The following is a 26812-nucleotide window of genomic DNA, read 5'->3' as shown; positions in this document are numbered from 1 at the left end:
ACTCCTTGTCAGGTATTTTTTCTCTGTTAATTAGCTGTTCGCTTTTTCCTTTTTTGTACTAGAAATACAATTGCCCCAATTAGCAGGAGACTTAACCCAATTAAAAGAAGGTTATAAGTACCTGTAGCAGTATTAGGAAGTGATTCTCCTTTTCCTTTGTTTGGATTACTTGATGATTCTGTGACTTGCTTTGAATCCTCCGAGCCTGGTGTTTTAACATCGTTACCACCAGAAGCAGGCGGTGGTGTTTCCGAATCTGTTTCTCCAGAAGTAGGTGGTGTTTCTGGTTCAGTAGGCTGAGTTGGCTCTTTCTCATCAGCATCGACTAATAGAATAGTTCCACCGTCTTCTCTAGAAGGAAGGCTTATCGTAATTTTATTTTCACTAATAGGATATGTCTTTCCAGAATATAAATCTACTGCTTCCTTAGCAAATGGAACTTCAAAAGTTACTTCATTTGCTGTTTCTTTCGTATTTAATCCCACAAAAACTTGCTGATTGGAGTATTCACGTTTAAATACAGAATAACCTTCTTCATCACTCCCCGTTACTTGAGCACGAGTTCCTTTTGAAAATACGCTGGAGTATTCTTTTCTAGCATTTAATAGTTTTGTATAGTGTGATAGGACATCATTGTTTTGTGTTAAATTCCAATCAATACTATAACGGTTATCATAGTAAGGGTAATTATTTGCTCCTGACAGTCCAAGCTCTTCTCCATAGTAAATGACAGGTTGACCTTTGGAAGTAATTTGGAGAGCTGCTGCAAGTTTAAGCTTTCCTATGTCACCACCAACAGATTCTAAAAATCCATCTTCATCATGACTACCTAAAAATTGGCCTAATGTTCCTGTATTTGAAAGCTTATTATTTCTTTCCTCTAATGCAAGTTGGACACGCTCTATATCGCCATTTGCAAAATCACGTGCTAAATATTTGAAATCGAAATCTAATAAGGAATCCATCATGCCACTATTTAAATAGCCTTGATCATCATTTACCTGTGCTCCCCAAGCTTCTCCAATTAATTTAAAGCTTGGCATAATTTTTGATAATTCATTTTTGAAGCTCATCCATGTTGTATTTTCAACGTGCTTGACTGTATCGACACGGAAGTAATCGATCGTGTTGCCTTTCGCTGTTTTTGATTTTTCAATCCAGCTAGTTTGCCAATCTACAATTTGTTTTCGTACTTCTGGATTTTCGGTTAAGAAATCAGGTAGTCCAGATAGTTCCCCTTGTACAGTATCTGTGCCACCATCACGGAACATTCCAGCAAAACGATTTCGATCTTCCGATGTAGGGAAGTTGGCGATTTTTCCATCATTTACTGCATCACTTGCTTTTAAACCATAGCCGGCATGGTTTACGACAACATCAACCATAATTTTTATCCCACGATCATGGGCTGCATCAATTAGCTCATGAAAATCTTCCATTGATCCAAAATGAGGATTTAACTTTTCAAAATTACTAGCCCAATATCCATGGTACGCATAATAAGGGGTTTCTGGATCTTCATTGCGAACATCGTACTGGATATTTTCTACTATAGGATTAATCCATATTGTATTAATTCCAAGGTTTTCGAGGTAATCTAACTTTTTCGTTATGCCCTTAAAGTCTCCACCGTGATAGGTTCCAGGTTTACTCGTATCATAGCCAATACCGTACGGATCATTGTTGGATGTATCTCCATCAAAGAATCGATCGGTAAGCATAAAGTATATTCTTGCCTCATCCCAGTCAAAATCATCTTTTCCTACTGAGTGTCTTGCTTTAATGGTGATTTCTGCTTTTTCTGTATGAGTGTTGCCATACTGATCGATAATATATACTGGAATTTCTTTTGGTCCAGTAGTTGTATTTTGGTCAATAGCAATGGTTAGTTCCTTTAATTGTGGATCAATCGCTACTTTTTCTTTTCCACCAATTGTTCGTAAATCAGCATAAACTTCTCTAATAGCTGTATTCTTGTTTGTTTTCCAATCAACCGTTAGTACTGCATTGTCGTTATAAGTAGCTTCTTGTGGATAGATATTCGCAAGTATATTTAAATCTGCTTTTTCATAAGCGAGAAGGGACTTTCCATCGACTGTATTGTAAGGATCAGTAACCTCTGTTTCTATCCCATCAATTGTGACAAAGAATGAATAAGGATGCGTTCCTTCTGGAATATTTTCTATCGTATAGGAAAAACGTTCATTCTTTGTTTCATTCGCCATCTTATAACGTTTTCCATTGTATTGAAGTTCTACTTGCTCGATTTTGTCCATTTCATTTTTAGCAAATAAATCTTTGTCTCTGTAGTAGAATGTGGCATTTCCGTTTTCCAAAACAGGACCAGTAACTTCAGGGACAATATAAAGATCCTCTTGACCACTAGTTACATAAACCTTCGTTATTAAATCTGTTTTATTTAGAGGAATATAACGGTCTCCATTACCTTCTTTAATAGCAGTATCCCAATTCTCACCCTTTCGTAAAATAAATCCAACGTTTTGCGTTGCTTCACTTACATTAATCGTTGCAGTCGCCATGCCATGGAGATTTTGATCGAAATCGATTTGATCATCTTTTACACCAGTTCCCCAAACCCATATATGCCAATCCTTGTAATCTGAATCAGGTCGATCATACATAAATTGAATATGTCGTCGTTCATAATTACCGCCCTTTAACTTATCAATGGCTTTAATAGCTTCTTCTTTCGAGTAAAAAACAGTTTCTAATCCTTCAATTATCCATGCTTCAGTATCTTGTTTGCCATCAGCAACAACAATTGTATTTTGCGCATCTTGTGCTTCCCAGTTTCCTTTGCGGGGGATAATGGTTATCTCGTTTTCTGGAAAAGAATAAGTTCCATTTATAAACGTATAATCATTTGTAACATCCTTCGTAAAAGGAAAGCCATTATCAGGTATGCCACTGTTAAAAATCCATAAATCCCATTTCGTATAGTCTTCATCGAAACGATAATAGTTTATATTGTACGTATACATGCTTCCAACAATCTCGATTTTCTTTTCTGCTTTTTCCCCATCTTTTTCAGCAAGAAGGGTAAAGGATTCATTTGCTTTTGCATTGTCATGCACTTTTAGTTGTCCATCCACAAGCTCGACACCTTCAACTTTGTCTTTCAGTGACCAAGTTAGCTGCGTTTCGTTCTGCACACTGCCATCTTTGTTTACTAGTGTTGCTTCTAATGGATAGGCTTTATTTTTTTCAACCTTCACAGGAATTAAATCAAGATTTAAGCCGGGAACAACGAAGGTACTGTTTCCATTTTCTATCTTTTCATTGGCTGGATCTGTTATCCATTCATTGTCCACGATAAACTTATATTGATAGACACCTGCTGCGAGATTCGGAACGGTAAGCGACCATCGATTATCAGCATCCTGTTCCATTGATAATGCTCCATTTTGCCAATCCGTAAAGCTTCCTGCCACTTTAACTTCCTTTGCAGCTGCATTATCATAGAAAAACTGCACGGACTTATCAGCAGTAAGGATAGGGGAATCTAGTAAACTATCTGCTTGTGCTTTTTTACTTGGAAGATAGCCTCCAAAGCTGCTGAAAATAAGAAGAAAAATTAAACATAGTGCGAGATAAGGATGTTTTTTCGTTTTCAAAAAACATTCTCCTTTCCATTTTTTTATGAGAAACAGAATGACTTCTGTTGCTACCTATGTATTGTTTCCAAGAAAACGATTGCGCTAAGAAAATAAAGGTATTTATCGAGAAAGTGAAGTCATGATGAAAAGGTTTGTGAAAACGTTTGCGCAAAATAGCAAAAAAAGAAGATGGTTGAATTTAATTGTTGAAAACGTTTTCTGCTGATTCTTTTTAAAGATACTATGTTTTTCGGTTTTTGACAATAGTTTTTGTAGTTTTTAATATGAGAAAAAGTGATATAATGACTAGATTATTTTAATTTTTATCTGACAGAGTAAGGTATCAATATAGGTTTTTCTTTTTAAGTTATTATATTAAACTTCTTATAAGAATAATAAATGTAAAAGATGTGATAAAATAGGAAAGAATTTAAATTGTAATTTAAAGGAGAATTATTCTTATGATTTTAGTAGTAGGTGGAGCTGGCTATATTGGTAGCCATCTAGTCAAAGAATTAGTGGAAAAGGAAGAAGTGGTAGTACTAGATAATCTTGCTACCGGACATGAGGAAGCTGTTGATTCTCGTGCAGTTTTCGTAAAAGGTGATTTAGGAAATGTGGAGGACTTAGAATCCATTTTTTCGAAGTATCCAATTAAAGCAGTCATGCATTTTGCTGCTTTTAGTCTAGTAGGTGAATCTGTTCAAGATCCGTATAAGTATTATGAGAATAATGTTGCTAATACATTAACATTATTAAATGTCATGTTAAAACATAATGTTAAAAACTTTATATTCTCATCTACTGCGGCTACATATGGAATTCCGAAGGAGGAAATAATTGTAGAAAAATCAGAAACTTCCCCTATTAATCCGTATGGAAGATCAAAATTAATGGTAGAACAAATTTTAGCTGATTTTCATGCAGCTTATGGACTTAATTATGTAGTATTACGTTATTTCAATGCCGCAGGTGCTCATGTATCAGGCGAAATCGGCGAAAATCATGATCCGGAAACACATTTAATTCCGATTATCTTACAGCAATTATTGGGAGAAAGAGAGTCTATCTCTGTCTTTGGTACAGATTATCCAACAGAAGATGGGACTTGTATTCGCGATTATATCCATGTAACAGATTTAGCAAATGCTCATATAGCTGCATTAGACGCCCTATTAAATGGAACAAAGAAAGCAGAAACCTATAATCTTGGCAATGGGGTGGGCTATTCTGTAAAACAAGTAATTGAAATGTGTGAAAAGGTTACTGGTGAAAAAGCGAACGTAATTCTTGGTGATAGAAGAGCAGGAGACCCAGCAAGATTAGTTGCTTCTTCAGATAAAATATTCAGCGAACTTGGCTGGAAAGCAGAAAGAGGCTTAGAGACAATTATTGAAAGTGCTTGGAAATGGCATAATAAATAATACTGAAGGCGAAGGAATCAATACAATTTCTTCGCTTTTTTCTAACACTCCGGTCTTATTTTAGGTTGGATAGCTTGTCTCAGCAATCGTATTTAACACAAAGGGAGCTAAAAAATGTTTAATGTAAATCGTATTCATCATATAGCAATTATCTGTAGTAATTACGAAGTTTCTAAACAATTTTATGTTGATCTATTAGGTTTTAAACCACTAAACGAAGTATACAGAGAAGAAAGAGACTCATATAAGCTAGACCTTTTAGTAAATGATATTTATCAAATTGAACTTTTTTCTTTTCCTAATCCAAAGGAAAGACCAAGTTATCCTGAGGCTGCTGGCTTACGTCATATTGCATTTGAAGTGAATAACATAGAAGAAACTGTACAATATTTACAATCGAGCAATATTACAGTTGAAGAAATTCGGATTGATCCAATTACAGCCAAAAAGTTTTCCTTTTTTGCAGATCCTGATGGGTTACCAATTGAACTATATGAGGCTTAAATATTATAGGCTTTTCCCTTTATATTGAGAAAGGCTACTAATTGTTTTTAAAATAAAAAGCTTGTCTTGGGTAGTTAATGAACGCCAACTACGTACTTTTATTTTCATTGTGAAACCTCCTCTTTTTAATATGAAATATCTTATAGTATTTATATACCGCGTTTAATTTCATTGAAAACACTAAAATTATCAACAAAAGCTGACAAGTATTTCTCGAGAAATGTCGGGAGGTGAAAAAGTGGCCTTTAGCAAATTGCAAAGACCACTTTTTTATAAATATTATTTTGTTAACCAGTTATTTATAGTTTGAACTACGTTTTTACTAGAACTACCAACTGAATACGTATTCCATTCTTGATGAAAATCTGCAATTTTTTCTAATTGAAAAGAAGAATGGTGAATGATTTCAACGATATCTTCGGTTGAAAAAGCAATGGGACCAGGAACAAGTTCATGATAAGGTACCCAAAAACCTCGAGTCTTTCTGTATTCTTCTAAATCATAAGGATAAAAAATCATTGGCTTTTGCAAAAATGAAAATTCAAAAGGTATAGAGGAGTAGTCCGTTATTAATATGTCGGTAATAAATAATAAATCATTCAAAATAGGGTAATCAGAAAAATTATAAACAAAGCCGTTATAGTCACTAAAATCTATCTGATTATTAATGCTAGGATGAAGACGAACAAGAATGATGTACTCCGATGCTAAAGCATTTTTTAAATAGGAAAGGTCTAAATGAATTTGATTAGATAATTCTGCTTCATTTTCTCGAAAAGTTGGAGCATAGAGAATAATTTTCTTGTTTTTTAGATTGGTATACTTTTTATAAAAGAAGCTTGTCACTTTCTCTATATGTTCTTTATCAAAAAAAATATCTGTTCTTGGTATTCCCATTTGTAGTATTTGACAGGAGGAAGCAGAGAAGGCTTCACAAAAGATAGCAGACATTTTTTCTGAACCAGAAAGAATATAGTCAAACTGTTTATAAACAGCCGCGAATCTCTCTTTCGCTTTATTTGAACGATCCTTGACACTTAAATCTTTCCAGCCAAAAGTTTTAATTGCGCCATTCGCATGCCAAATCTGTAATTTTTTTACACTTTTCTTGAATGTGATAGAAGATAAGAAACCATAATAATTATCTAATATAATCACTTGAGATGTTGCTAAAAAATATATTCCTTTAAGGAAAGATAAAGGATGTTTTGGAGAGAAGTGCAAAACCGTATCTCTTGTAATCCGTTCTTTAAAAAAAGGATGAGTTTTATCATCTGTTAATAAAATGCATTGGATGTTTGGGTAATTTTTCTTTAATTCCTCATAGAGATGAGTAGTATTTTCAACAAAAGACACACAAAAAACTATTTTCTTCTGTAAAGGAAATAGTTTTGCAATTCCAAATAGAAAAGAAAATAGTTTTAAGTATAAGTAAATGGCTAACTCTCTAACCATTTACTTTAAATAAGTCCTTTTTAATTTTTGTTGTGGAAATCCCAACCGTTCTTGGAAGATAAACCACTTCACAGTAATCCTTTAAGAAGTCAAATTTTCCTTCCCAATCGTCTCCCATAACAAAAATATCAATGTTATGATCTACAACATCTCTTATTTTTTGGTCCCAATCATGCTCAGGAATTACTTCATCAACATAACGAATTGCTTCTAAAATCATTTTTCGATTATCATAAGTATGGTATGCTTGCTTGTTTTTAATTGCATTAAATTCATCACTGGATAGTGCTACTGTTAAGTGATCTCCCAACTCTTTAGCTCGTTTCAAAATATTTATATGGCCCCAGTGTAATAAATCAAAGGTACCATAGGTAATTACTTTCTTCATTTTTTTCCTCCTATAATGATAGACAATTTAATAAGGATAGAATTATTCTAAAGGATGATGATTAGGTAATCCTTCTGCAACACCCTATAATCTGTATTCCATGTTTGAATCATTGGCGTTAAGTAGTAAAACTTTTTTTTTAGCTTTCCCTAATTATTTTATTTTAAAACTTTTTCCGCTTATTGACAAGTATCAGCATTGTTTTGTCATAATATGAAATATATATGCAAAATTTGTTTAAAATAAAAGTAAAGATTTTTTTTATTTATCAAATTTGTTGGATCAATTTTTTTTTAGACAGTGAGAACATCATTTAAAAAAATGCAAAAAGGTAAGGTGATACTTCACTGCAAGTATATGTGATATTAATGCCTGATAGGAGTTTAGCTATTTTGATTTTATGGTTGATTGAATTCCAGCACATTGTTATATATAATGTTGGTTAGGTGTTTTATGAGATAATGTTCATAATAAGAAGTTTATTTTTTCTTTTTCAACAATTATACGCTCTTTTTTTAAGGTGTTTATGTAGAGGAGAAGAGATAAACTTATTAATTAAATAACATTATTAAATGGAATTTGCATTTTGGAGAGGGGATTCTTAATGAGTGAATCTGGGTTTAACCATAAACAAATACAAACGATTAGCATTATCCACAATATACTCCGTTTTCAATTTGGATTTAAAACAAGTATATTGGAGGATAATAAAGCCTCGTTTCTCATTTTAAATAGAAAGACAGAAAGCGAAAAATACGTTCCGTTTCATACAATAGAAGATGAAAATACTGTCGGAAGTTATGAAGTTAAAATTGATTTACATAAAGAAATAGGATTTTTTGGACAACCAGGGGTATGGGATATATATGTTGTAGTAGAGTCAGAAGATGATGAATACAAAAGATATCGTTTAGTAAGTAATCGCCAAGAGTTGAATTTAATTTACTATAATTATGCAGATATGGGAACAGTTTTTTATCCATATACGACTAATAAAATGAATGTTTCTCTGAAAACGACAAAAAAACCTTTTATTGCGAAAGTAGAGGATGCTTTTCTCGAAAAGGATGGTTCATTAAATATTAGCGGATATGTATTAAATACTAATCTTACTGTTAGCAATAAAGAAATAAATAAGACATTAATTATTACGAATCATTTAGATGAAGAGCAATATCGTTTGCCTTTAGAAAATATAAAGAGAACAGATTTAACGGAATTGTATGGGGATGGGATACGAAACTATGATGAGATCGGCTTTAAAGGTACTATTGATTTAAAAAATTATTTGCATACATCTGAATTATTATATTTCCGATTTTATATTGAGTTATCATCTATTGAAAATGGAGAAGAGGTAGTTACAGTTAGTCCAAGATTAACTTTTAATCCTTTTAACCCACTACACTCGAGAAGAGCGAAGGTTATAAAAATTGATGGAATAGATAGAAGGATTTTTATTAAAAAAACAAAGGTAAAGAGCTATCTTTCCGTTAAAGTATATGTGTATAATCGTTCGAAAGAGTGGAAAAGTAGAATTAGAAGGAAAATGACGGATATAAAGAGAAGCAGGAAGATAAAGATACTTTACAAAAAAGTCTTTAAGTTGCTCGGGTATGCTCCAGTTCGTAAAAAATCTGTTGTATTTGAAAGCTTTGCTGGAAAGCAGTTTAGCTGTAATCCGAGAGCAATATTTGAATATATGAAGGAATATAATCCTGAATATAAAATGTACTGGAGTGTTGATAAAAAGTACATGAAAAATTTCGAAGGCAGAAATTTAAATATTGTGCCCCGTTTTTCTATCAAATGGTTATTTATTATGGCAAGAGCACAATATTGGGTGAGCAATAGCCGTTTACCTTTATGGATTCCGAAACCAAAGCATACAACTTATCTACAAACATGGCATGGTACGCCACTGAAAAAATTGGCTGCTGATATGGACGAAGTGCATATGCCTGGTACAAATACAGTTAAATATAAGAATAACTTTTTAAAAGAAGCATCTAATTGGGACTATTTAATTTCTCCTAATGCTTATTCTACGGAAATTTTTAAAAGAGCATTCGACTTTAATAAAACAATGATTGAATCTGGCTATCCTCGAAATGATGTGTTGCATGTAGATAATACGAAAGAAAATATAGAAGCCTTAAAACAAAAGTTTGCATTACCGATGGATAAGAAGGTAATTCTTTATGCACCTACTTGGAGAGATAATCAATTTTATGGAAGAGGCAAATACAAATTTGATTTAGAATTAGATTTAAATATGCTTCGTGAACAGCTTGGAGAAGAGTATATTGTATTATTAAGGATGCATTATTTGGTGGCAGAAAACTTTGATTTAACACCATATACAGGGTTTGCATTTGATTTTTCAAATTATGAAGATATTAGAGAGCTTTATTTAGCTTCTGATATTTTGGTAACTGATTATTCTTCCGTGTTTTTTGATTATGCAAATTTAAGAAGACCAATGATATTCTTTGTATATGACATTGAAGATTATCGAGATAATTTACGTGGTTTTTATTTTGATTTTGAGAAAACTGCTCCAGGTCCACTTGTGAAAACGACAGAAGAAGTTATTGAGTCAATCAGAGATGCAGAAGTAAGTCCTATAAGTGATAAATTCAATGATTTTTATGATAAGTTTTGCTACTTAGAGGCTGGGAAATCTGCTGAAAGAGTAGTGGAAGAGGTTTTTAACAAAAGATAAGAATTCAAAAGCAGAATATTAGAGGCAATAAAAAAAGAGCTGGGTAGGTCTTTTTTTATTGCCTTATTTTTTATCCTACTCTTAAAGGGCAGTAAGACCCCCGTTGATGAAATTCTTCTTTATTGTACGTCCAAATGTTCTTTTAACTCATTTTGAATTTTAGTTTTTTCTGCATCGTCCACAATTAAATACCATACTTTATTAATTGTTTGTCCAGAACCATTGATGGTTAACTGATCGATATTGCTAGCGGCTGCTTTATATTTAGATTGAATGTCGATCATTTCATCAAAAGTGATATTTGTTTTGATGTTTTTGCTTAATGCTTCAAAAATTGAATCGAAGTTTGTTAAAGAATTTAAGCTAGCTCCTTCTTTAATAACAGCTTGGATAATTAGTCTTTGTCTTAACTGTCTACCAAAGTCACCTCTTGGATCATCATAACGCATTCGGGAAAATTTCAATGCATCCTCGCCATTTAGATTAACAGGGCCTTTAGCAAAGTGAACCCCTTCGTAAGTGAAATCTAAATCATTTTCTACCGTTACCCCGCCAACAGAATCAACAATATCTTTAAAGCCTTCCATATTAATTTGCATATAGTAATCAATAGGTATATCAAGGAAGTTTTCTACTGTATCCATCGACATTGGAACACCACCAAATGCATATGCATGATTGATTTTGTCTGTAGTGCCGTGTCCCACAATTTCTGTACGAGTATCACGAGGTATGCTTAGCATTTTAACAGATTTTTTATCAGGATTTACCGTAAGTACGATCATTGTATCCGATCTTCCTGAGTCTCCATCACGTTCATCCACACCTAACATTAAAACAGAGAATGGCTCTTTGTCCCCAAGGCTCAAAGTATCGGTTCTTTTTGAAGTCTGTCTTTCAATTGGCTCATGCATATTATTCACAGCAGTGGAAAGAGAATGCCATACAGTATACAGATATATTCCTATTCCAATAACAAGGAGAAGAAGAATAATACCCGTGACTTTTAACCATTTTCTCTTCTTTTTTTTCGGCTTATTTCTACTCATTTAACAATATCCTCCATATCTTGACAAAAAATGATAAACTTATTTAAAGAATAGCAGAAATCATCTCTACTGAACATTCTTTTTTAGTATAGGATGAAAAGAACTAATGTTCTTTTTAATAGTAAATAATAGCACTTCTATTTTACATTCATATTCATAAGGAATATTTTGTGATTAGTAAGTGTTAATCATGGATAAACTTTTCCTATACTATTAAATAAAATGAGAGCTCTTGAACAATTTTTATCTTATTATTTGAGGATACATTAAGAATTATCCCCCAAAGCTATTTTTAATAGCATTATTTAGTTAAGCTTAGTTCAAAAGTATTCTATTAATAGATGATGATATACTGATACCTGAATATATAGACGACCTTTTTAAAAGAAAAGTTGCAAAAGATAGCGTTTACACCATTTTTTTCTGAGCAGATAAGATGAAATTGATAGAAATACAATAAAATAGGTCCAATAATAGTGCTTTTCTAATGATTGAAGTATACTAAATAGTAGTAGCAAGTGACGCACTAAAAATTTATTTATAAGAGAGGTATTTTTTATGAGTAAAGTAAAAAAAGCGATTATTCCTGCTGCAGGATTAGGAACTAGATTTTTGCCAGCAACAAAGGCGATGCCAAAAGAGATGTTGCCAATCGTTGATAAGCCAACGATTCAATATATTGTGGAAGAAGCAATAGCCTCAGGAATCGAGGATATTATTATCGTTACTGGGAAAGGAAAAAGAGCTATTGAAGATCACTTTGATAATGCTTTAGAATTAGAAGAAAATTTAATTGCAAAAGAAAAATTTACTTTGTTAGAAAAAGTGAAGGAATCTTCCAATGTAGATATCCATTATATACGACAAAAAGAACCAAAAGGTTTAGGGCATGCTGTTTGGTGCGCGAGAAATTTTATCGGGGATGAGCCGTTTGCCGTATTGTTAGGAGACGATATTGTTGATAGCGAAAAACCATGTCTAAAGCAATTGATGGATCAATATGATCAAACCCTTTCTTCTGTCATTGGTGTACAAGTCGTACCTGACTCGGAAACGCATCGATATGGAATAATAGACCCCTTACCAGATACAGGTAGAAGATATCAGGTAAAGAAATTTGTTGAAAAACCTAAACAAGGAACTTCGCCGTCTAATTTAGCCATTATCGGAAGATACATATTTACACCACAGCTGTTTCACTTTCTTGAGTCACAGGAAATTGGCACTGGAGGAGAAATCCAACTAACAGATGCAATTGAAAAACTAAATAAAATTCAACGTGTATTTGCTTATGAATTTGAAGGAAATCGTTATGATGTCGGTGAACAATTCGGTTTTATTCAAACTACAATTGAATTAGGGTTAAAACGTACAGATATAAATGCACAATTAAAAAGTTATATATTAGAGCTTGCTGAAAGATTAAAAGAAAAGGAAAAAAATAAACTTTCTAAGTGAGTGTTTAGATAAATTAATGAAATAAAATTCTTTTTAATAATAGCGAAAGACTGCCTTCATTATAGGGGCAGTTTTTTTGTCGTCTTTTTATAATAAAGACTTTTAGTAGGTATTTTAAACTACTTATTTTGCATAGTGAAATTTTATGAAAATGAAAATTTTGACAAGAATCGCTAAAAAATAGATAAAATTACCCATTATTTTTTGTCGAATGCTCTTAACATATTTACCATTTTACTAGATAATAGAAATATAGAAAAAATAGTTAGGAGTGAGTGGAAAATAGAAACTCGAATATTTTGGAGAATAGCAGGTACATCTTTGTTTTTATGTTTTCTTTTGTTTATAATTTCACCCCAAATGAACATAAAAGCAGCAGAGAATACATGGTCCTCCAATTTTTACAATAATAAAAACTTAACAGAAACACCTGTTTCCAAATTGTATGACAATATACGATTTAATTGGGGGAAAAACGAGCCTTTAGCAGGAATCAATAAAGATAATTTTTCAGCTAGTTTTGAAAAGAATATAAGTATTTCCGATTCTCAAAAAGATTATTATTTTCACACATATGCTGATGATGGTGTGCGTATGTATTTGGATAATCAAATAAAAATCGATCGATGGACAAGTTCGAGTGGAAATTACTTAGCAGCTCCAATGACTAATTTGTCCCCAGGTAATCATACAATAAAAACGGAATACTATGAGGGAGCTGGCAATGCTGTATTATTTGCAGATATGCTTCCTTTTGGATCATGGATTGGTTATTTCTACAACAATGAAAAATTCAGCGGTAATCCAGAAGATGCTCTAGTATACACTCCAGACAAAAATGGCGATTTAAGCTTTGATTATCAGTATGATAAGCCCAATGTGAAAGGTATTGGATCCAATCATTTTTCAGCTAAATTGTTTACGTATAAAAAATTACCAGCAGGAAATTATCTTCTGCAAACAAAGCATGATGATGGTACTCGTATCTATATTGATGGGCAATTAGTTTTAGATAGTGATCGAGTTTCTCAAGATACTAGATTAATTACAATCGAGAATAACCAAGGAAATGATGTTCATGAGATTCGCATTGAATACGTAGAGAAAACAGGAAAAAGTTATTTGCAATTCTCTCTAAAATCTGTTCAAGACGTATTATCGACATCTACTTGGTTTTCATCTTATTATAATAATACGAACGTTTCAGGAAATGCATTTGTTTCATCTGGAATAAAAGAGATTAAATATAATTGGGGAAATTCAGCACCAAATTCTAGTATTAACAAAGATAATTTTTCAGCCTCATTTTATAAGCTCTTAAATAAAGGAGATTACTTTGTTTATTCATATGCTGATGATGGAGTTAGAGCAAAAATTAATAACTCAATCTTGTTTGATCGTTGGTCAGGAAGCTCGGGTAAAGCAAATAAAGCATTAATCACTAACCTTAATGAAAATAATAACGTCTTTCAATTAGATTACCTTGAAAAGTCAGGAAAAGCTCTTATTAATGCTGATGTTCTTCCATTAGGACAATGGCTAGGCTACTATTATTCTAATAATAGCTTAAAAGGTGCGCCAGCTAATAAAGCGGTAATAAAGGGTGACGAAAAAGGAGCATTTAGTTTTGATTATGGGAAGAACGCTCCGATATCAGCTATACCGAAAGATAACTATTCTGCCAGTTTTACTACTGCATTAAGGCTTGAACAAGGAGAATATGTTATCCGTTCTGTGGCTGATGATGGAATTCGTGTTTATGTGGATGATAAATTAGTAGTAAATCGATGGAGCTCTGCAAATTCAAAGGAAGATGCGTATAAAATTAATATAAGTGATAGAAATGATGAAGCAGATTCATCTAAAAGAAATATTCATTGGATAAGGGTAGAGTATCTTGAGAAAACAGGAAATTCAAAATTGAATTTTGATATTAAACCTATTAATCAAGTAGTTACTAGCCAGGAATGGATGAATATTTTTTACCCAAATACTAATTTATCGGGCACTGGAACAGTTATAGGTGGCTTGAATTCGAAGAATAAGGTTTCAAGCATCCAGTATCAGTGGAAAAAAGATGCTCCTTTAGCTGGAATTCCAAAAGATAATTTTTCAGCATCATTCTTGCGGAAAGTTTCAGGAAGCAGTGATTATTTTGTTTCTACATTTGCAGATGATGGCATTCGTGTCAAATTTGATAATAAAACTTTGATTGATCGTTGGAAAAGTTCTAGTGGTACTTTTGATAAAGCAATTGTAAGAGGGGTAAGCACTGGAGAACATATTACTCAAATAGATTACTTAGAGAAATCAGGGAACGCCTATGTGTTTTCTGAAATTCAGCCGTTAGGTAATTGGATCGGGTATTACTATAATAATAAGAATCTCTCAGGTACTCCTGTGACATCAAATGTTATCAATAATTCTAATTCAAACACGCTCACACAGAATTATGGGAAAAATGCACCGATTTCTAAAGTAAATAAGGATAATTTTTCAGCTAAATTTGTAACTGCTAAGAGAATGAACGCAGGCGAATATATTATTAGGGGATTATCTGATGATGGTGTAAGAGTGTATCTTGATGGAAGACTCGTTATTGATAATTGGAAAAATGGTTCTTATCGTGAAAAAGCAACAAAGGTAAAAATAGATAATGTAGATGGTGATAATATCCACTGGATTGAAGTAAGATATTATGACAACACGTCAACTGCTAAATTCCAAGTTTCTATTCAGCCATACAATGAACAAAATATGCTTGATGGGACTTGGTATGCAGAATATTATCCAGAGGTAATAGATAAAAATCAAGCACCTTCTTATAAAGTAACAGATTCAAAGAGAAATGTTGTCATAGGAGGAAAGGATTCTCTAAATAAAATCTACGATATCGATTTTAATTGGAAAAAAGGATCTCCTGATAATGCAATTCCTTCTGATAAATTTTCAGCTGTTTATAAAAAAGTGCTTAACGTTACAGAGAACACTAACTATAATTTTAAGCTTAAAGCAGACAATGGAGCAGTACTTGAGGTTGATGGTAAAGTTCTAATCGATGCTTGGAATGGTAATATCGGAAAAGAAAATGAAGTAATCGGTTATTATCTTCCAAAAGGAAAGCATACTTTTGTCATTAAATACTATGAGGGAAGTGGCGATGCATATCTTTCTTTTGATATGGAAAAGTCAAAGGCAATTACAAAGACTTATAGCTACTTGAATACCACATTAAATGATGCTGTTAATATTCAACTGAGCAAAAGTGCACAAACTGATAAAAAATATAAAGCATATATGAGAGAAGACGCTTTTAAATATGTTAGCAGTAGTGTCGATTATGGCATTATAAACAGCGGTACATGGAATGTTAGAGGTGGAACTAATACAAGCAGTTGGGTTATAGGTACCTTTAAAGGGGATTATAAAATTACCATTCTATCAAAAACAGCAAAGAAAGATAGTGATGGAATGTTTTGGTATGAGATTGACTTTTATAAATATTCTGTACCGGTCGGCCAAGTTAAACCAGATATAACACCAAAATATACGGTGAAATACAATACTTGGGTAAATGCTAGTCCTACGGATATTAGTTACTATATGAACCCAAGTAATTTTGAGAATGATGATAAACAGAAACTACAATTCTTATTATTATCTTCAAGTGCGAATCTTAATTCAAAAGAAGTCAATGATAAAATACTCAAAAATAAGGGGATTTTATCTGGAAAAGGAAGCTCATTCAATGAGGCCGGAGAAAAATATGGTATTAATGAGATTTATTTGATTTCTCATGCTCTATTAGAAACTGGAAATGGGACTTCAAGCTTGGCAACTGGTATTAAGGTATCTTCTGTTGATGGAAAGGCAGTTACTCCAAAAACTGTATATAATATGTATGGTATTGGTGCAGTTGATGGCTCTGCACTTAAGAGTGGATCCGAATATGCATATAAGATGGGGTGGACTACTCCAGAGAAAGCGATAATAGGCGGTGCTGAATTTATAGGGAAGAATTATATTAATAATATTACTTATAAACAAGACACTCTTTATAAAATGCGCTGGAACCCTAGTAAACCAGGTGAACATCAATATGCTACAGATATAGGATGGGCGAGTAAACAAGTAAGCAGTATGTACAATTTATATAATATGTTAACATCCTATCGAATGGAATTAGAGATACCTAAATATAAATAAAAAACTAATTAGACGTGTATTCTATGCAGTATTGTATTCGCTGCATAGAATATTTTTTTATTGCTACGGATTTTTTAAAAAATTTTGGGTAGTAATTGTAATTGAACTAGTAATTTTTTCTATTGAATTAGAGGAAATCAAGCGATTTATTATAAGGTTTGAAATCTATCTTTTTTCTTTATATAATGTTTGATAGATTGTATTGGTTAAGATTGAAAAAAATTAACATTTTAAAATATGTGGAAAGGATGTATAGTATTAATGGCATTGTAATTTATGCCAAAGTATGTTTAATTTTAAACAAAGAATAAGATTAATATTACTGAAAATAAATATATTTAGTGTAATCCCATTTATTTTAGTGAAAAATAGAAATGGGAACAGCTTAAAGAAAGGTACTATAAGATTATGGCTTCTATCGTTAAAGTATTAAAAGAGCAATTTAATCATTTTCATTTAATTAGAAGACTATCCCTTTATGAATTAAAAAGTGCAAATAGGAATAACTATTTAGGGATTTTATGGGAATTGATCAATCCAGCAATCCAAATTGCTATTTATTGGTTTGTGTTCGGTTTTGTACAAAAGAGACGTGGTGTGGAAGGAGCTAATGGAGAGGTATTTCCTTATTTTATTTGGATGCTTGCAGGTATTACACTTTGGTTTTTTATCTATCCTGCCATTACAAAAAGCTCTAAATCTATCTATACACGTTTAAGAATGGTTTCTAGAATGAACTTTCCCTTAAGTGTTATACCGTCTTATGTCATTATGTCTTTACTGTATCCACAGTTATTACTAATGGTCATAGTAATCGTTATTTATCAGTTTATTGGGTATCCAATTTCAATATACTATTTGCAAATTCCATATTTCTTATTTGCGGCAATTATGTTTTTGTTTGCCCTTGCTTTAATAACATCTACAATCTCCACAATTATAAGAGATTTTCAGATGCTTTTACAGTCTTTAATGAGGGTTCTGTTGTATCTTACTCCTATTTTATGGCCAGCAAATCACTTAGGTGAAAAGTTTGAAAAAATTATGCAAATTAACCCGCTTTATTATTTAATGGAAGGTTATCGTTATGCCTTGTTGGGACAAGGGTGGTTTATAACGGAGCACCCAGGAATGACGATATATTTCTGGAGTGTAGTACTTATATTGCTTCTTGTTGGGACGTATATGCACGTTAGATTTAGAAAACACTTTATTGACTTTTTATAATTGGAAGTGGTTTAATGGAAAAATCAGTTATTGTTAAAAATTTAACAAAACGATATAAATTATATGAAAATAATGGCGATAAATTAAAAGATATTTTCTTGCCTAGAAGCTATGGGGAACCATTTTATGCATTAAGTAATATAAATTTTGAAGCAGATCATGGTGATGTTATAGGTTTTGTTGGCGTAAATGGATCAGGTAAGTCTACTCTATCGAATATTATTGCAGGTATTGTTCCGCCGACAGAGGGAACAGTAGAAATTGATGGACAAGCCTCTTTAATTGCCGTAGCTGCTGGTGTGAACAATGAGCTTACGGGCAGAGAAAATATTGAATTGAAATGTTTGATGCTTGGTTTTTCAAAGGAACAAATAAAAGAGCTGGAACCGGGAATTATTGACTTTGCTGAATTAGGAAAGTTTATTGATCAGCCTGTGAAATCATACTCAAGTGGAATGAAATCACGATTAGGCTTTGCTATTTCCGTAAATACGAATCCAGATGTTTTAATTATTGATGAGGCGCTATCAGTTGGCGATAAAGCTTTTGCTGAGAAGTGTTTAGCTAAAATGGATGAATTCAAAAAAAGTGGAAAAACAATGTTCTTTGTTAGCCATTCCATTGGACAAATGAAAAAGTTTTGTCAAAAGGGAATATGGTTAGAACATGGGCAACTGAAAATGGAAGGGAAAATCGATGAAGTTATCCCTGCCTATGAAGAATTTTTAGCCAAGTATAAAAAAATGAGTGATAAAGAAAAAAGGGAATTTAGGGAACAGGGCTTTAAAAAGCAAAGTGACCCTGAATATATTGGTAAAATATAGACCGCCATACAAGGCGGTTTCTTATTATAGAAAAGAAAACCCTGGGCTATGCCTAGGGTTCCAAAAAGCTTACAGCGTGGTATTAAAAAAAGTTCCTCGTGGTGCTAAAATATTTTTTGGTTCGCCAACCGAAAATAAATAGCCAGGAGGAAGTCCTTATGTCAAAAGACAATAATAGTTTAGCACACACAACTTGGAATTGTAAGTATCACATAGTATTTGCACCAAAATATAGAAGACAAATAATTTACGGGAAAATAAAGAAAGATATTGGGCAAATCTTACGTACCTTGTGTGAGAGGAAAGGCGTAGAGATAATAGAAGCAACTGCGTGTAAGGACCACGTACATATGTTAGTGAGTATTCCGCCAAAATTAAGTGTATCAGCATTCGTAGGATATCTAAAAGGAAAAAGTAGCTTGATGATATTTGATAGACATGCACAACTGAAATATAAGTATGGAAATCGAAAATTTTGGTGTACAGGATATTATGTAGATACGGTAGGAAGAAACAAGAAGGTAATTGAAGAATATATCCGTAATCAAATACAAGATGATCTAGTCGCAGAACAATTAACGATTATGGAATATATTGATCCATTTACAGGGGAAGAAGTGAAGAAAAAGAAACGAAAAAATTAGGAGAGAAGGCCTTTGAGGTCTGGCCAGTAGAAGTAGTACAATTGGCGAACCTTTCAGTAGCCCTTTAGGGTTTGGTCAGTAACAAAGGCTTTCAGCCGCAGAGAAAACCACCCGTTCTCACGGGTGGTCCTTATTTGTGTAAATTTGTTTTAGTTTGGGAAATATGTGGAATAATAATGGAAAATTACTTTTTATTGGTATATGATGAATTGTAGACATAATGGTTAATTTTATTGAAAAATACATATGAATTGGGGAGGTTAATGGAATGACTGAATCCTATAACCGAAATAGCTTTGAAAAAGCAAATGATATTAATTACAATAATGATGGATATTATGTATATGAAAAAAAGGCAAATATCTTAGGGTTATTTAAGAAAAAAATGGACAAATTAGTTACAGTTGTTACTCCGGTTTATAATGCAGAAGAAAATTTAAAGAAAACGGTTGATTCTGTTATTAATCAAACTATAGACTTCAATCTAGTTGAGTATATCCTCGTAGATGACGGTTCTACAGATAATTCGCGACCTATCTTGTTAGAATATGCAAAAAAATATCCGAATAGTATTAGAGTTGTATTCTTGGAGAAGAACACTGGTACCCCTGGACACCCAAGAAATTTAGGAATACAATTATCAACTTCGCCATATGTTACATTTTTAGATGCTGATGATTGGTTGGAAGCAGATGGATTGCAAACAATGTATTCCATTTTAAAAGAGACAAATGATGATTATGTTGTAGGAAAAACAATACAAGTGGAAAGTAAATCAACAAAGATTGTTGGAGAGCATGAATCATGTATGGAAAGAAGAAGTGTTCTTCCAACTTCCATTCCACATATCTTCCAACATTTAGGGCCAAGAGCTAGAATGGTAAAGACGTCTTTATTAAAGGAAAATAATATTAAGTATCCAGAGATGAAATTTGCAGAGGATAAGCAATTTTTTATTGATGTCTTAGTCAACGCAAAAGCAATTTCCACTACAACCAAAACAATTTATTACTTAAATCGTTTAGATGAAAATAATGCTTCTCTTACAAAACAAACAGATATTATGCATAAAATGGATACTAATATCCGAGTTATTAATTATGTTAAAGGGAAGCAATTAGATGTGCAGATAGAAAAGATGATATTAAATAGATTATATGAATTTGACTGTATTACGAGATTTTTTAATAGACAGCATTTCTTTAAAAGTAAAAATAAGGGTGCTTACTTTAAAAAATTTGCAGAGGTAGTGGAAACTACTAAGAATTTAAATTATGATATCACTAATCAATTTTTTCATCACATCAATAAAGCTGCTTATCAGATGTACTTAAATGGTGAATATGACCAATTAGCGCAATTGTTTATGTGGGATAAAAGTCAAAAAGTGAAGGAGATTATCGTTAATGATAATTTACCTTATATGATTACTCCTGTTGCTGGGTATGAACATATAAGGATATCCATGGCAGCGTTTTTTGAAGATGGAAGGTTTGAAGAAGATGGTTATAGAGTTAAATTCAATATTTATGGAGACTATACTGAAAATATCAATGAATTAATTTTCCGAAATCGAAGTAATCCAGAAGATCAATATTCTTTTTCTATTTCTAAAGTGGATGAGTATCTCTATGAATCGTTCTTGCCGAACTCGGCATTAATACAGTTAGCAAAAGGAAGCTATGGGATATTTATAAAGTATAATGACTATCAAAAAATTAATATAAACCGAATAGATCCTCATCAAAAGGAGCTAGATAAAAAATCTTTTCATTTTTATACAACCATTAACTCTAACTTAGGGTTAAATGTTAGCAAATAATAATAATAAAAGTGGCTACGCAATAGCCACTTTTTCTTACATGAAAATAAGTTGTTTTGAAGTTGCTAGTAGAAAGAAAATAACTTTAGATAAGTTGAAACCTTCTGGACTTTTTTACGTCTTATATTATGATAGTTAATAAAGCAATTATTTTTTTGTAATATAAAAAAAGATAGTGATTAAAGAGACCAAGTATCTCATAAATATGCTATAATAAATTTCGATATTGTAAGGAAAGACAGATGCCTACAAATGTGCGTTTTAAGGGCATTAGGGAGGATCTACATGATTTATATAATGCTTGTTGTATGTTTTATCGCTTCTATCTTGCTTACTCCTTTAGTTAAAAAGCTAGCATTTAAATTAGGAGCAATGGATAAACCAGAACAACGTAAAGTACATCAGAAAGTTATGCCTCGTATGGGTGGTTTAGCAATATATATTAGTTTTGTTATCGGAGCATTAGTTATTAATCCTGATAAGGCCTATCATTATCCGATTTTACTTGGTAGTGCCATTATCATCGTAACAGGTATGCTGGATGATATTTATAATCTTTCAGCTAAAGTAAAATTTCTAGCCCAAACATTAGCGGCAGTTATCGTTGTAATTTGGGGTGGAGTACAGGTAGAATTTATCAATCTTCCTTTTGGAGGAAAATTGGAGTTCGGATTCTTAGATATTCCAATTACGATCCTTTGGATTGTTGGGATAACGAATGCGATGAACTTGATAGATGGGTTAGATGGGCTTGCCTCAGGAGTATCTAGCATCGCTTTATTTACGATCACTGGAATGGCCATGATAATGGGTAATGGATATGTAATAGCGATTTCATCGATCGTGTTAGCAGCTACATTAGGCTTCTTACTCTTTAATTTCTATCCAGCTAAAATATTTCTTGGAGACACAGGAGCGCTATTTCTCGGCTATATAATAGCAGTCATGTCATTATTAGGCTTTAAAAATGTCACGCTAATTTCCTTTGTTATTCCTGTGATTATTTTGGGAGTTCCAATTTCAGATACTTTTTTTGCTATCATTCGTCGTTTAGTTAATAAGCAGCCTTTGATGGCACCTGATAAATCACATTTGCATCATTGCTTACTAAATATTGGTTTTACCCATAGACAAACGGTGATTATTATTTATGCAATGGCTTCCTTTTTTGGATTGGTTGCAGTAATATTCTCTCAAGCGAAAGTATGGGGGGCAATGTTGTTAATTGTAACAGTACTGCTAATTATTGAACTAATAGTAGAAAAAATAGGTTTAGTAGGAAAGAATTATAAACCCATTTTAAAATTTATTAATGATATAAGATATTCAACAGAAAAAAAATAAGAAAAGTCGGGAACACCATTTTGTGTAGGTATTCCCGACTTTTTAATTTAAATCCAATTATGTTAAATTGCTGTCTTGTTCAGAGATAGAATCTATTTCCTCCCCATCTTCATCATCAAGATGAAATATATCACTATCATAATGCTTTAAGCTTTCAGGAGTAATTTTATTAAACATCCCTAGTTTTTTCACATTTATCCCTCACTTAGCGAAATAATCCTATGCCGATAGTAATAGTATGTACAGAATTACAAAGTTTTAATAATATTTCTATGAGAGGAGAATAAAAAGTTGAGAAAACCTAGGGTTAAAATAATAAAGCACAGAGACAATGGCTCTGTGCTTTATCGTTTTCTTATTTTACATTTTTTACATATTGTGCCGATACATAACCAGTGACTTTCCCATATTTGATTTTATACCATAAACCGCTTTTTGCGTATATGGTTACTTTCTGATTATTAGGGACTGTTCCAACCCTTTTGGAAGAGGGGGATGCCTTTTGTCTTATATTTAGTTTTGAAGCTTTTACAGTCCCTGTCTTCACTTTATATAAGCTAAACTTTTTAGTTGCTGTTTTCTTTAGTTTGCTTCCATTTACAGACTCTACAGAAACTGAATAACTACCATCACCTGTGTTTCCGACACTCCAAGTGAATGAATGAATTCCTGCATTCAATGACTTATTTACACCCAAGGTTTTCACCGTTTTTCCTTTACTGTTCAAGATTTTTACCGTTGTTGCTGTCGATTGATTGACGTGAAAGCTAGTCTTTATCTTGTTTCCGCTTGTATCATAGCTAGCCTTTATATCTTTAATTGTCGGGGCAGTCGCTTTCTTCAGGGTGAAATTTTGTTTGGCTGTTCTTTCTTTGCCGCTACTATTAACTGCTTTAATTGTTAATGTGTACGTTTCATCTTTAACATTACGGACATCCCATTTATAAGTAGATGTTCCAGCAGACATAGATTTATTGCTAGCTAATGTTTTGACTACCTTATTCTTGCTGTCTAAAATCGTAACCGTTGTTGTTGTCGGTTGATTGATAGAAAAGAATGCATTAATGGTGTTTGCTTTTGCATCATACACTGTTTTGATTGAATTAATAGTGGGTACGTCAATTTTTATGATTTGGAATCCAATAGTACTTGTTACTTTATTGTTCGCACTGTCTGTTGTGATGATTTCTGCTGTGTAACTGCCATTAGTCCAGCTTGAAACATTGGCATTATAAACAAAATTTCCAGCCTGCAACAATCCGTTATTTAAAAGGGTCGTCATTACTTTACCATTTTTATCTTTTATTCTAACGACTGTATTAGCTGTTTTAGTTAGCGTAAAACCAACGTTAACGATATTCTTCGCTTGATCAAACATAGCTTTACTATCTTTTATTTCAGGAGCTAAAATAGCAGCTTTACTATATTCTGTTACTAGTTGTGTTCCAGGATAATAAAACGCTAAAATTGTGGTGTGCTTTTGTCCGGCATTTGCACGATTATTTGCTCCATATTGGCTTAGTCCAACCCCATGACCAAATCCTCTACCGGCTATACTGTGTATGTCAGTAGTAGAAGCGCTTTTGGTTACGAGATAACTTTTAACATAATTCAGACCGATCATTGCTCTTACTTTAGATGCTGCAATATTTGTCTGATTAATTTCTTGCAAAATTAGTTCTCCATTGGAGTCCTTCATATTTTTTACATAAAATTGAATGGAGATGGTACCTGAGCTTACTCTTTTCGTGATAGAAGGATTATTAAAAGCTAATGTAGGAATACGAATAATTTTGATGTCTTTATCTTTATAACCATTTTCGTTTAACCATGTTTTAATATTAGTAATAATAGCAATGTCTTTTTCAGTAACTTTATTCCACCAAGTATCTGGATTTGCCAAATCCTTATCTTTCATATCTATTTGTGTCGTATGAACGTTGAAGTTCCAAGTATAGCTTGTATCAAAAGGATCTGCGGCATTCATTAAATAGGCAAAATCATTTCCCCATACGTTATTAGCTGAATCCATTAATCCACCATTGCTGGCAGAGAAAACAGCGTCAATTAAGCGATTATTATATTTTAAGACTTGCCCAGTAGTAGCTTCCACTGCAGCATCTGAATTAGGATGAGAATCATTTAATCCGCCGTAAACTTGATGACTAATTGTATCTGTAATGGTCTTGCCGCCATAATTCCAAGAATAGGTACGAGCAGCAACTGCCTGTGCTTTTAAAGCTACTATATTCCAGGAAGCAGGCACTTCACTTGGAACAACGCCTTTAAGATATTCTTCCATTCCAAGAGTGTTAACTGGGCGAATATAATTAGAACCATTTATTGTTTCCATCATAAATGTAAAAGAACCTTTGTATTTTCTATTGTCAATTGTTAGATAATCATCAGGATTGGATGGAGTAAATGTTAACGAATCAGCTTCATAAAGAAAAGTACTTCCTTTATATAGCTTAAGTTTGGCTTGTTCTATTTTAAGGGTATAGGTTGTTGTATTGTTTAAAGAAATTTTTCCATCTGTCGTTTTATATGTTCCTGATGGTGTAATGCTAATTTGAGTTTTGTTTCCTAGGTAATTTTTTAGCATCACATGTATTTGTGGTTCACTGCCGCTCTTGCTGCATAAGTAGGCTGTACAAATGCTGGTAGTAGAGAAATACATAAGGTGAATGATAACAACAATGAGAATGTTTTTTTCAATATCGTTGCTTCTTTTATTTAATTGATGTAGATCTGTAATTTAATTGAAATACCATTGGAACGGGAGAGGAGAAAAAGGAGAAAAACTTTCTTTTATCATGAAGCTAGTATTCTATCATACTTTTATACTATTGTTTTCGTAGAAGTCGAGTGAAGGCAAATATAGATGCAAGTAGAAGAAATATACATTTTTTGAAAAAAAGACATACACCAGAAGATCAGTGTATGTCAGGTATGAAGATTAATTTAAAGTAGAAGTGTCTGTTGTTGTGCTTGTATTAGTATTAACATTTGATTCAGTGTCTATTGTTGTACCTGTATTCATGTCCGTTGTACTGTCGGAGTCAGATAAAAGACTGTTAGTTAAGCCTAAATGTTGCTGCAGAATGGATTTTGTCTCCGCTAATGCTGTTTCATCTAATTGATAAATATATTTACCATCTACACGGCCATCCGTACCCGCGAGTGTAAGTGTTTCTACTTGTAAACCGTTATCGGCAGTTGCATAAGCAATTAAGGACTGCATATCGCTGAATGATAGGTCTGTTGTCATATTGCTTCCGACAGCTTCCATTACTTTTGAATATTTTGTTATCCCTTCAACAGAGATCGCTTTTTTCATGATGGCTTGCATAATTAATTGTTGTCTTTTTCCACGCTCAATGTCGTTATCAATTTTTCTTGTTCTTGCAAGGGCAAGTGCTTGTTCTCCGTCCAATTCCTGATATCCTTGTTCAAGATGGATAGCGCCTGCTTTATCCTTCGAGTTTTGTTCTGTAAATGTCACTGGGACATCGACATCAATACCACCTAAAGCATCAACTACATCCATAAAGGCGTCGAAATTCATTTTTACATAATAATCAATCGGAATCTCTAGTAATTCTTCTACTGTATCTAAAGTAGACGTAACTCCACCGAAATAGTGTGCATGAGTAATTTTATCGGAATAGCCGCGTTCCGGAATATATACATAGGAATCACGTGGGATGCTGAGTAATTTAACCGATTTTTCTTTCTCATTTAAAGTCGCTACCATTAAGGCATCGGAACGAGAACGGGTAGTACCAGATTGACTAGATCTTTTCTCGCTGTCATCTACTCCAATAAATAGGATGGAGACGTCATCGATATTAGGATCTACTTTTGCGTCTCTTTTCGAATCACGATCAATTGGCTCATACGAATCATCTGCAACTGATTTTGCTTTTGAGTATAAGGTTGCTCCATAACCGATGCCTGCTATAAGGATCACAAGTAATGGTACAAAAATAAACAATTTTACTTTTTTTCGTTTCTTTTTCTTTGTATCCTTTATATAAGTTTCTCTTGTATTATTTGCCATAAGTTTCTCCTTTGTGAATTAAGAAATACGTAATGAAATCATAGTTACTATATTACCTCTAT

Annotated in this window: 17 protein-coding genes; 10 read left to right on the top strand and 7 right to left on the bottom strand. The window is 32.8% G+C overall.

Going from position 1 to position 26812, the window contains the following annotated elements:
• Positions 1 to 26: 26 nt before the first annotated feature.
• A complete protein-coding gene (locus tag NKG37_RS02200) occupies positions 27 to 3635 on the bottom strand; it encodes an alpha-amylase family glycosyl hydrolase (RefSeq protein WP_254415729.1) in 3609 nt (1202 codons plus the stop codon).
• A 443-nt stretch (positions 3636 to 4078) separates the two neighbouring features.
• Here NKG37_RS02200 and galE point away from each other — a divergent pair, with 443 nt between their 5' ends.
• Both galE and NKG37_RS02190 read left to right on the top strand, forming a co-directional pair.
• A complete protein-coding gene (gene galE, locus NKG37_RS02195) occupies positions 4079 to 5041 on the top strand; it encodes a UDP-glucose 4-epimerase GalE (RefSeq protein WP_016202175.1) in 963 nt (320 codons plus the stop codon).
• 114 nt (positions 5042 to 5155) lie between these two features.
• Positions 5156 to 5545 carry an SMU1112c/YaeR family gloxylase I-like metalloprotein gene (locus NKG37_RS02190; protein ID WP_169189145.1) on the top strand — a complete coding sequence of 130 codons (390 nt, stop codon included), beginning with the start codon at positions 5156 to 5158 and terminating at the stop codon, positions 5543 to 5545.
• Positions 5546 to 5824: 279 nt separating this feature from the next.
• Here NKG37_RS02190 and NKG37_RS02185 read toward each other — a convergent pair whose 3' ends face one another.
• Together NKG37_RS02185 and tagD are read right to left on the bottom strand one after the other, a co-directional pair.
• A complete protein-coding gene (locus NKG37_RS02185) occupies positions 5825 to 7000 on the bottom strand; it encodes a CDP-glycerol glycerophosphotransferase family protein (RefSeq protein WP_205835654.1) in 1176 nt (391 codons plus the stop codon).
• The gene (gene tagD, locus NKG37_RS02180; RefSeq protein ID WP_016202177.1) at positions 6993 to 7388 is read right to left on the bottom strand and encodes a glycerol-3-phosphate cytidylyltransferase; all 396 of its coding nucleotides are present in this window, start codon (positions 7386 to 7388) and stop codon (positions 6993 to 6995) included. Before tagD ends, NKG37_RS02185 begins: the two co-directional genes overlap by 8 nt.
• A 604-nt stretch (positions 7389 to 7992) precedes the next feature.
• On the opposite strand from tagD, the gene NKG37_RS02175 reads away from it, so the two are divergent.
• A complete protein-coding gene (locus tag NKG37_RS02175; protein WP_254415728.1) occupies positions 7993 to 10113 on the top strand; it encodes a CDP-glycerol glycerophosphotransferase family protein in 2121 nt (706 codons plus the stop codon).
• Between the two features lie 119 nt (positions 10114 to 10232).
• Here the strand turns inward: NKG37_RS02175 and NKG37_RS02170 are convergent, their stop codons facing one another.
• Positions 10233 to 11162, bottom strand: coding sequence for a polyisoprenyl-teichoic acid--peptidoglycan teichoic acid transferase TagU (locus tag NKG37_RS02170; RefSeq protein WP_254415727.1), 930 nt, complete (start codon positions 11160 to 11162; stop codon positions 10233 to 10235).
• Between the two features lie 558 nt (positions 11163 to 11720).
• On the opposite strand from NKG37_RS02170, the gene galU reads away from it, so the two are divergent.
• From galU to NKG37_RS02135, 7 genes are all read left to right on the top strand, one after another.
• Positions 11721 to 12620, top strand: a complete 900-nt coding sequence (gene galU, locus NKG37_RS02165; protein ID WP_212121698.1) for a UTP--glucose-1-phosphate uridylyltransferase GalU — start codon at positions 11721 to 11723, stop codon at positions 12618 to 12620.
• Positions 12621 to 12980: 360 nt separating this feature from the next.
• Entirely contained in the window at positions 12981 to 16826 is a 3846-nt protein-coding gene (locus NKG37_RS02160) for a PA14 domain-containing protein (protein WP_254415726.1), read from the top strand.
• A gap of 408 nt (positions 16827 to 17234) precedes the next feature.
• On the top strand, positions 17235 to 18053 hold the full coding sequence (locus NKG37_RS02155; protein WP_254415725.1) for an ABC transporter permease: 819 nt from the start codon (positions 17235 to 17237) through the stop codon (positions 18051 to 18053).
• Positions 18054 to 18067: 14 nt separating this feature from the next.
• Positions 18068 to 18877, top strand: a complete 810-nt coding sequence (tagH, locus tag NKG37_RS02150; RefSeq protein ID WP_254415724.1) for a teichoic acids export ABC transporter ATP-binding subunit TagH — start codon at positions 18068 to 18070, stop codon at positions 18875 to 18877.
• A gap of 158 nt (positions 18878 to 19035) precedes the next feature.
• Complete coding sequence (tnpA, locus tag NKG37_RS02145) at positions 19036 to 19521, top strand: IS200/IS605 family transposase (protein ID WP_061800923.1); 486 nt, start codon at positions 19036 to 19038, stop codon at positions 19519 to 19521.
• Between the two features lie 268 nt (positions 19522 to 19789).
• The gene (locus tag NKG37_RS02140) at positions 19790 to 21343 is read left to right on the top strand and encodes a glycosyltransferase family 2 protein (protein WP_254415723.1); all 1554 of its coding nucleotides are present in this window, start codon (positions 19790 to 19792) and stop codon (positions 21341 to 21343) included.
• Between the two features lie 285 nt (positions 21344 to 21628).
• On the top strand, positions 21629 to 22687 hold the full coding sequence (locus NKG37_RS02135; protein WP_254415722.1) for a glycosyltransferase family 4 protein: 1059 nt from the start codon (positions 21629 to 21631) through the stop codon (positions 22685 to 22687).
• A gap of 57 nt (positions 22688 to 22744) precedes the next feature.
• Here the strand turns inward: NKG37_RS02135 and NKG37_RS25980 are convergent, their stop codons facing one another.
• From NKG37_RS25980 to NKG37_RS02125, 3 genes are all read right to left on the bottom strand, one after another.
• A complete protein-coding gene (locus NKG37_RS25980) occupies positions 22745 to 22879 on the bottom strand; it encodes a hypothetical protein (RefSeq protein WP_264196251.1) in 135 nt (44 codons plus the stop codon).
• 163 nt (positions 22880 to 23042) lie between these two features.
• The gene (locus NKG37_RS02130; protein ID WP_254415721.1) at positions 23043 to 25292 is read right to left on the bottom strand and encodes a SpoIID/LytB domain-containing protein; all 2250 of its coding nucleotides are present in this window, start codon (positions 25290 to 25292) and stop codon (positions 23043 to 23045) included.
• Between the two features lie 354 nt (positions 25293 to 25646).
• Positions 25647 to 26750 (bottom strand): LCP family protein, encoded by a 1104-nt coding sequence (locus tag NKG37_RS02125; protein WP_254415720.1) that lies wholly within the window; start codon positions 26748 to 26750, stop codon positions 25647 to 25649.
• Positions 26751 to 26812: the final 62 nt, after the last annotated feature.

It is taken from the genome of Niallia sp. RD1 (assembly GCF_024219955.1).
Classification (GTDB): Bacteria; Bacillota; Bacilli; order Bacillales; family Cytobacillaceae; genus Niallia; species Niallia alba.
The sequence above is the reverse complement of the archived record's forward strand: the minus strand, read 5'-3'. Positions and strand labels throughout refer to the sequence as shown.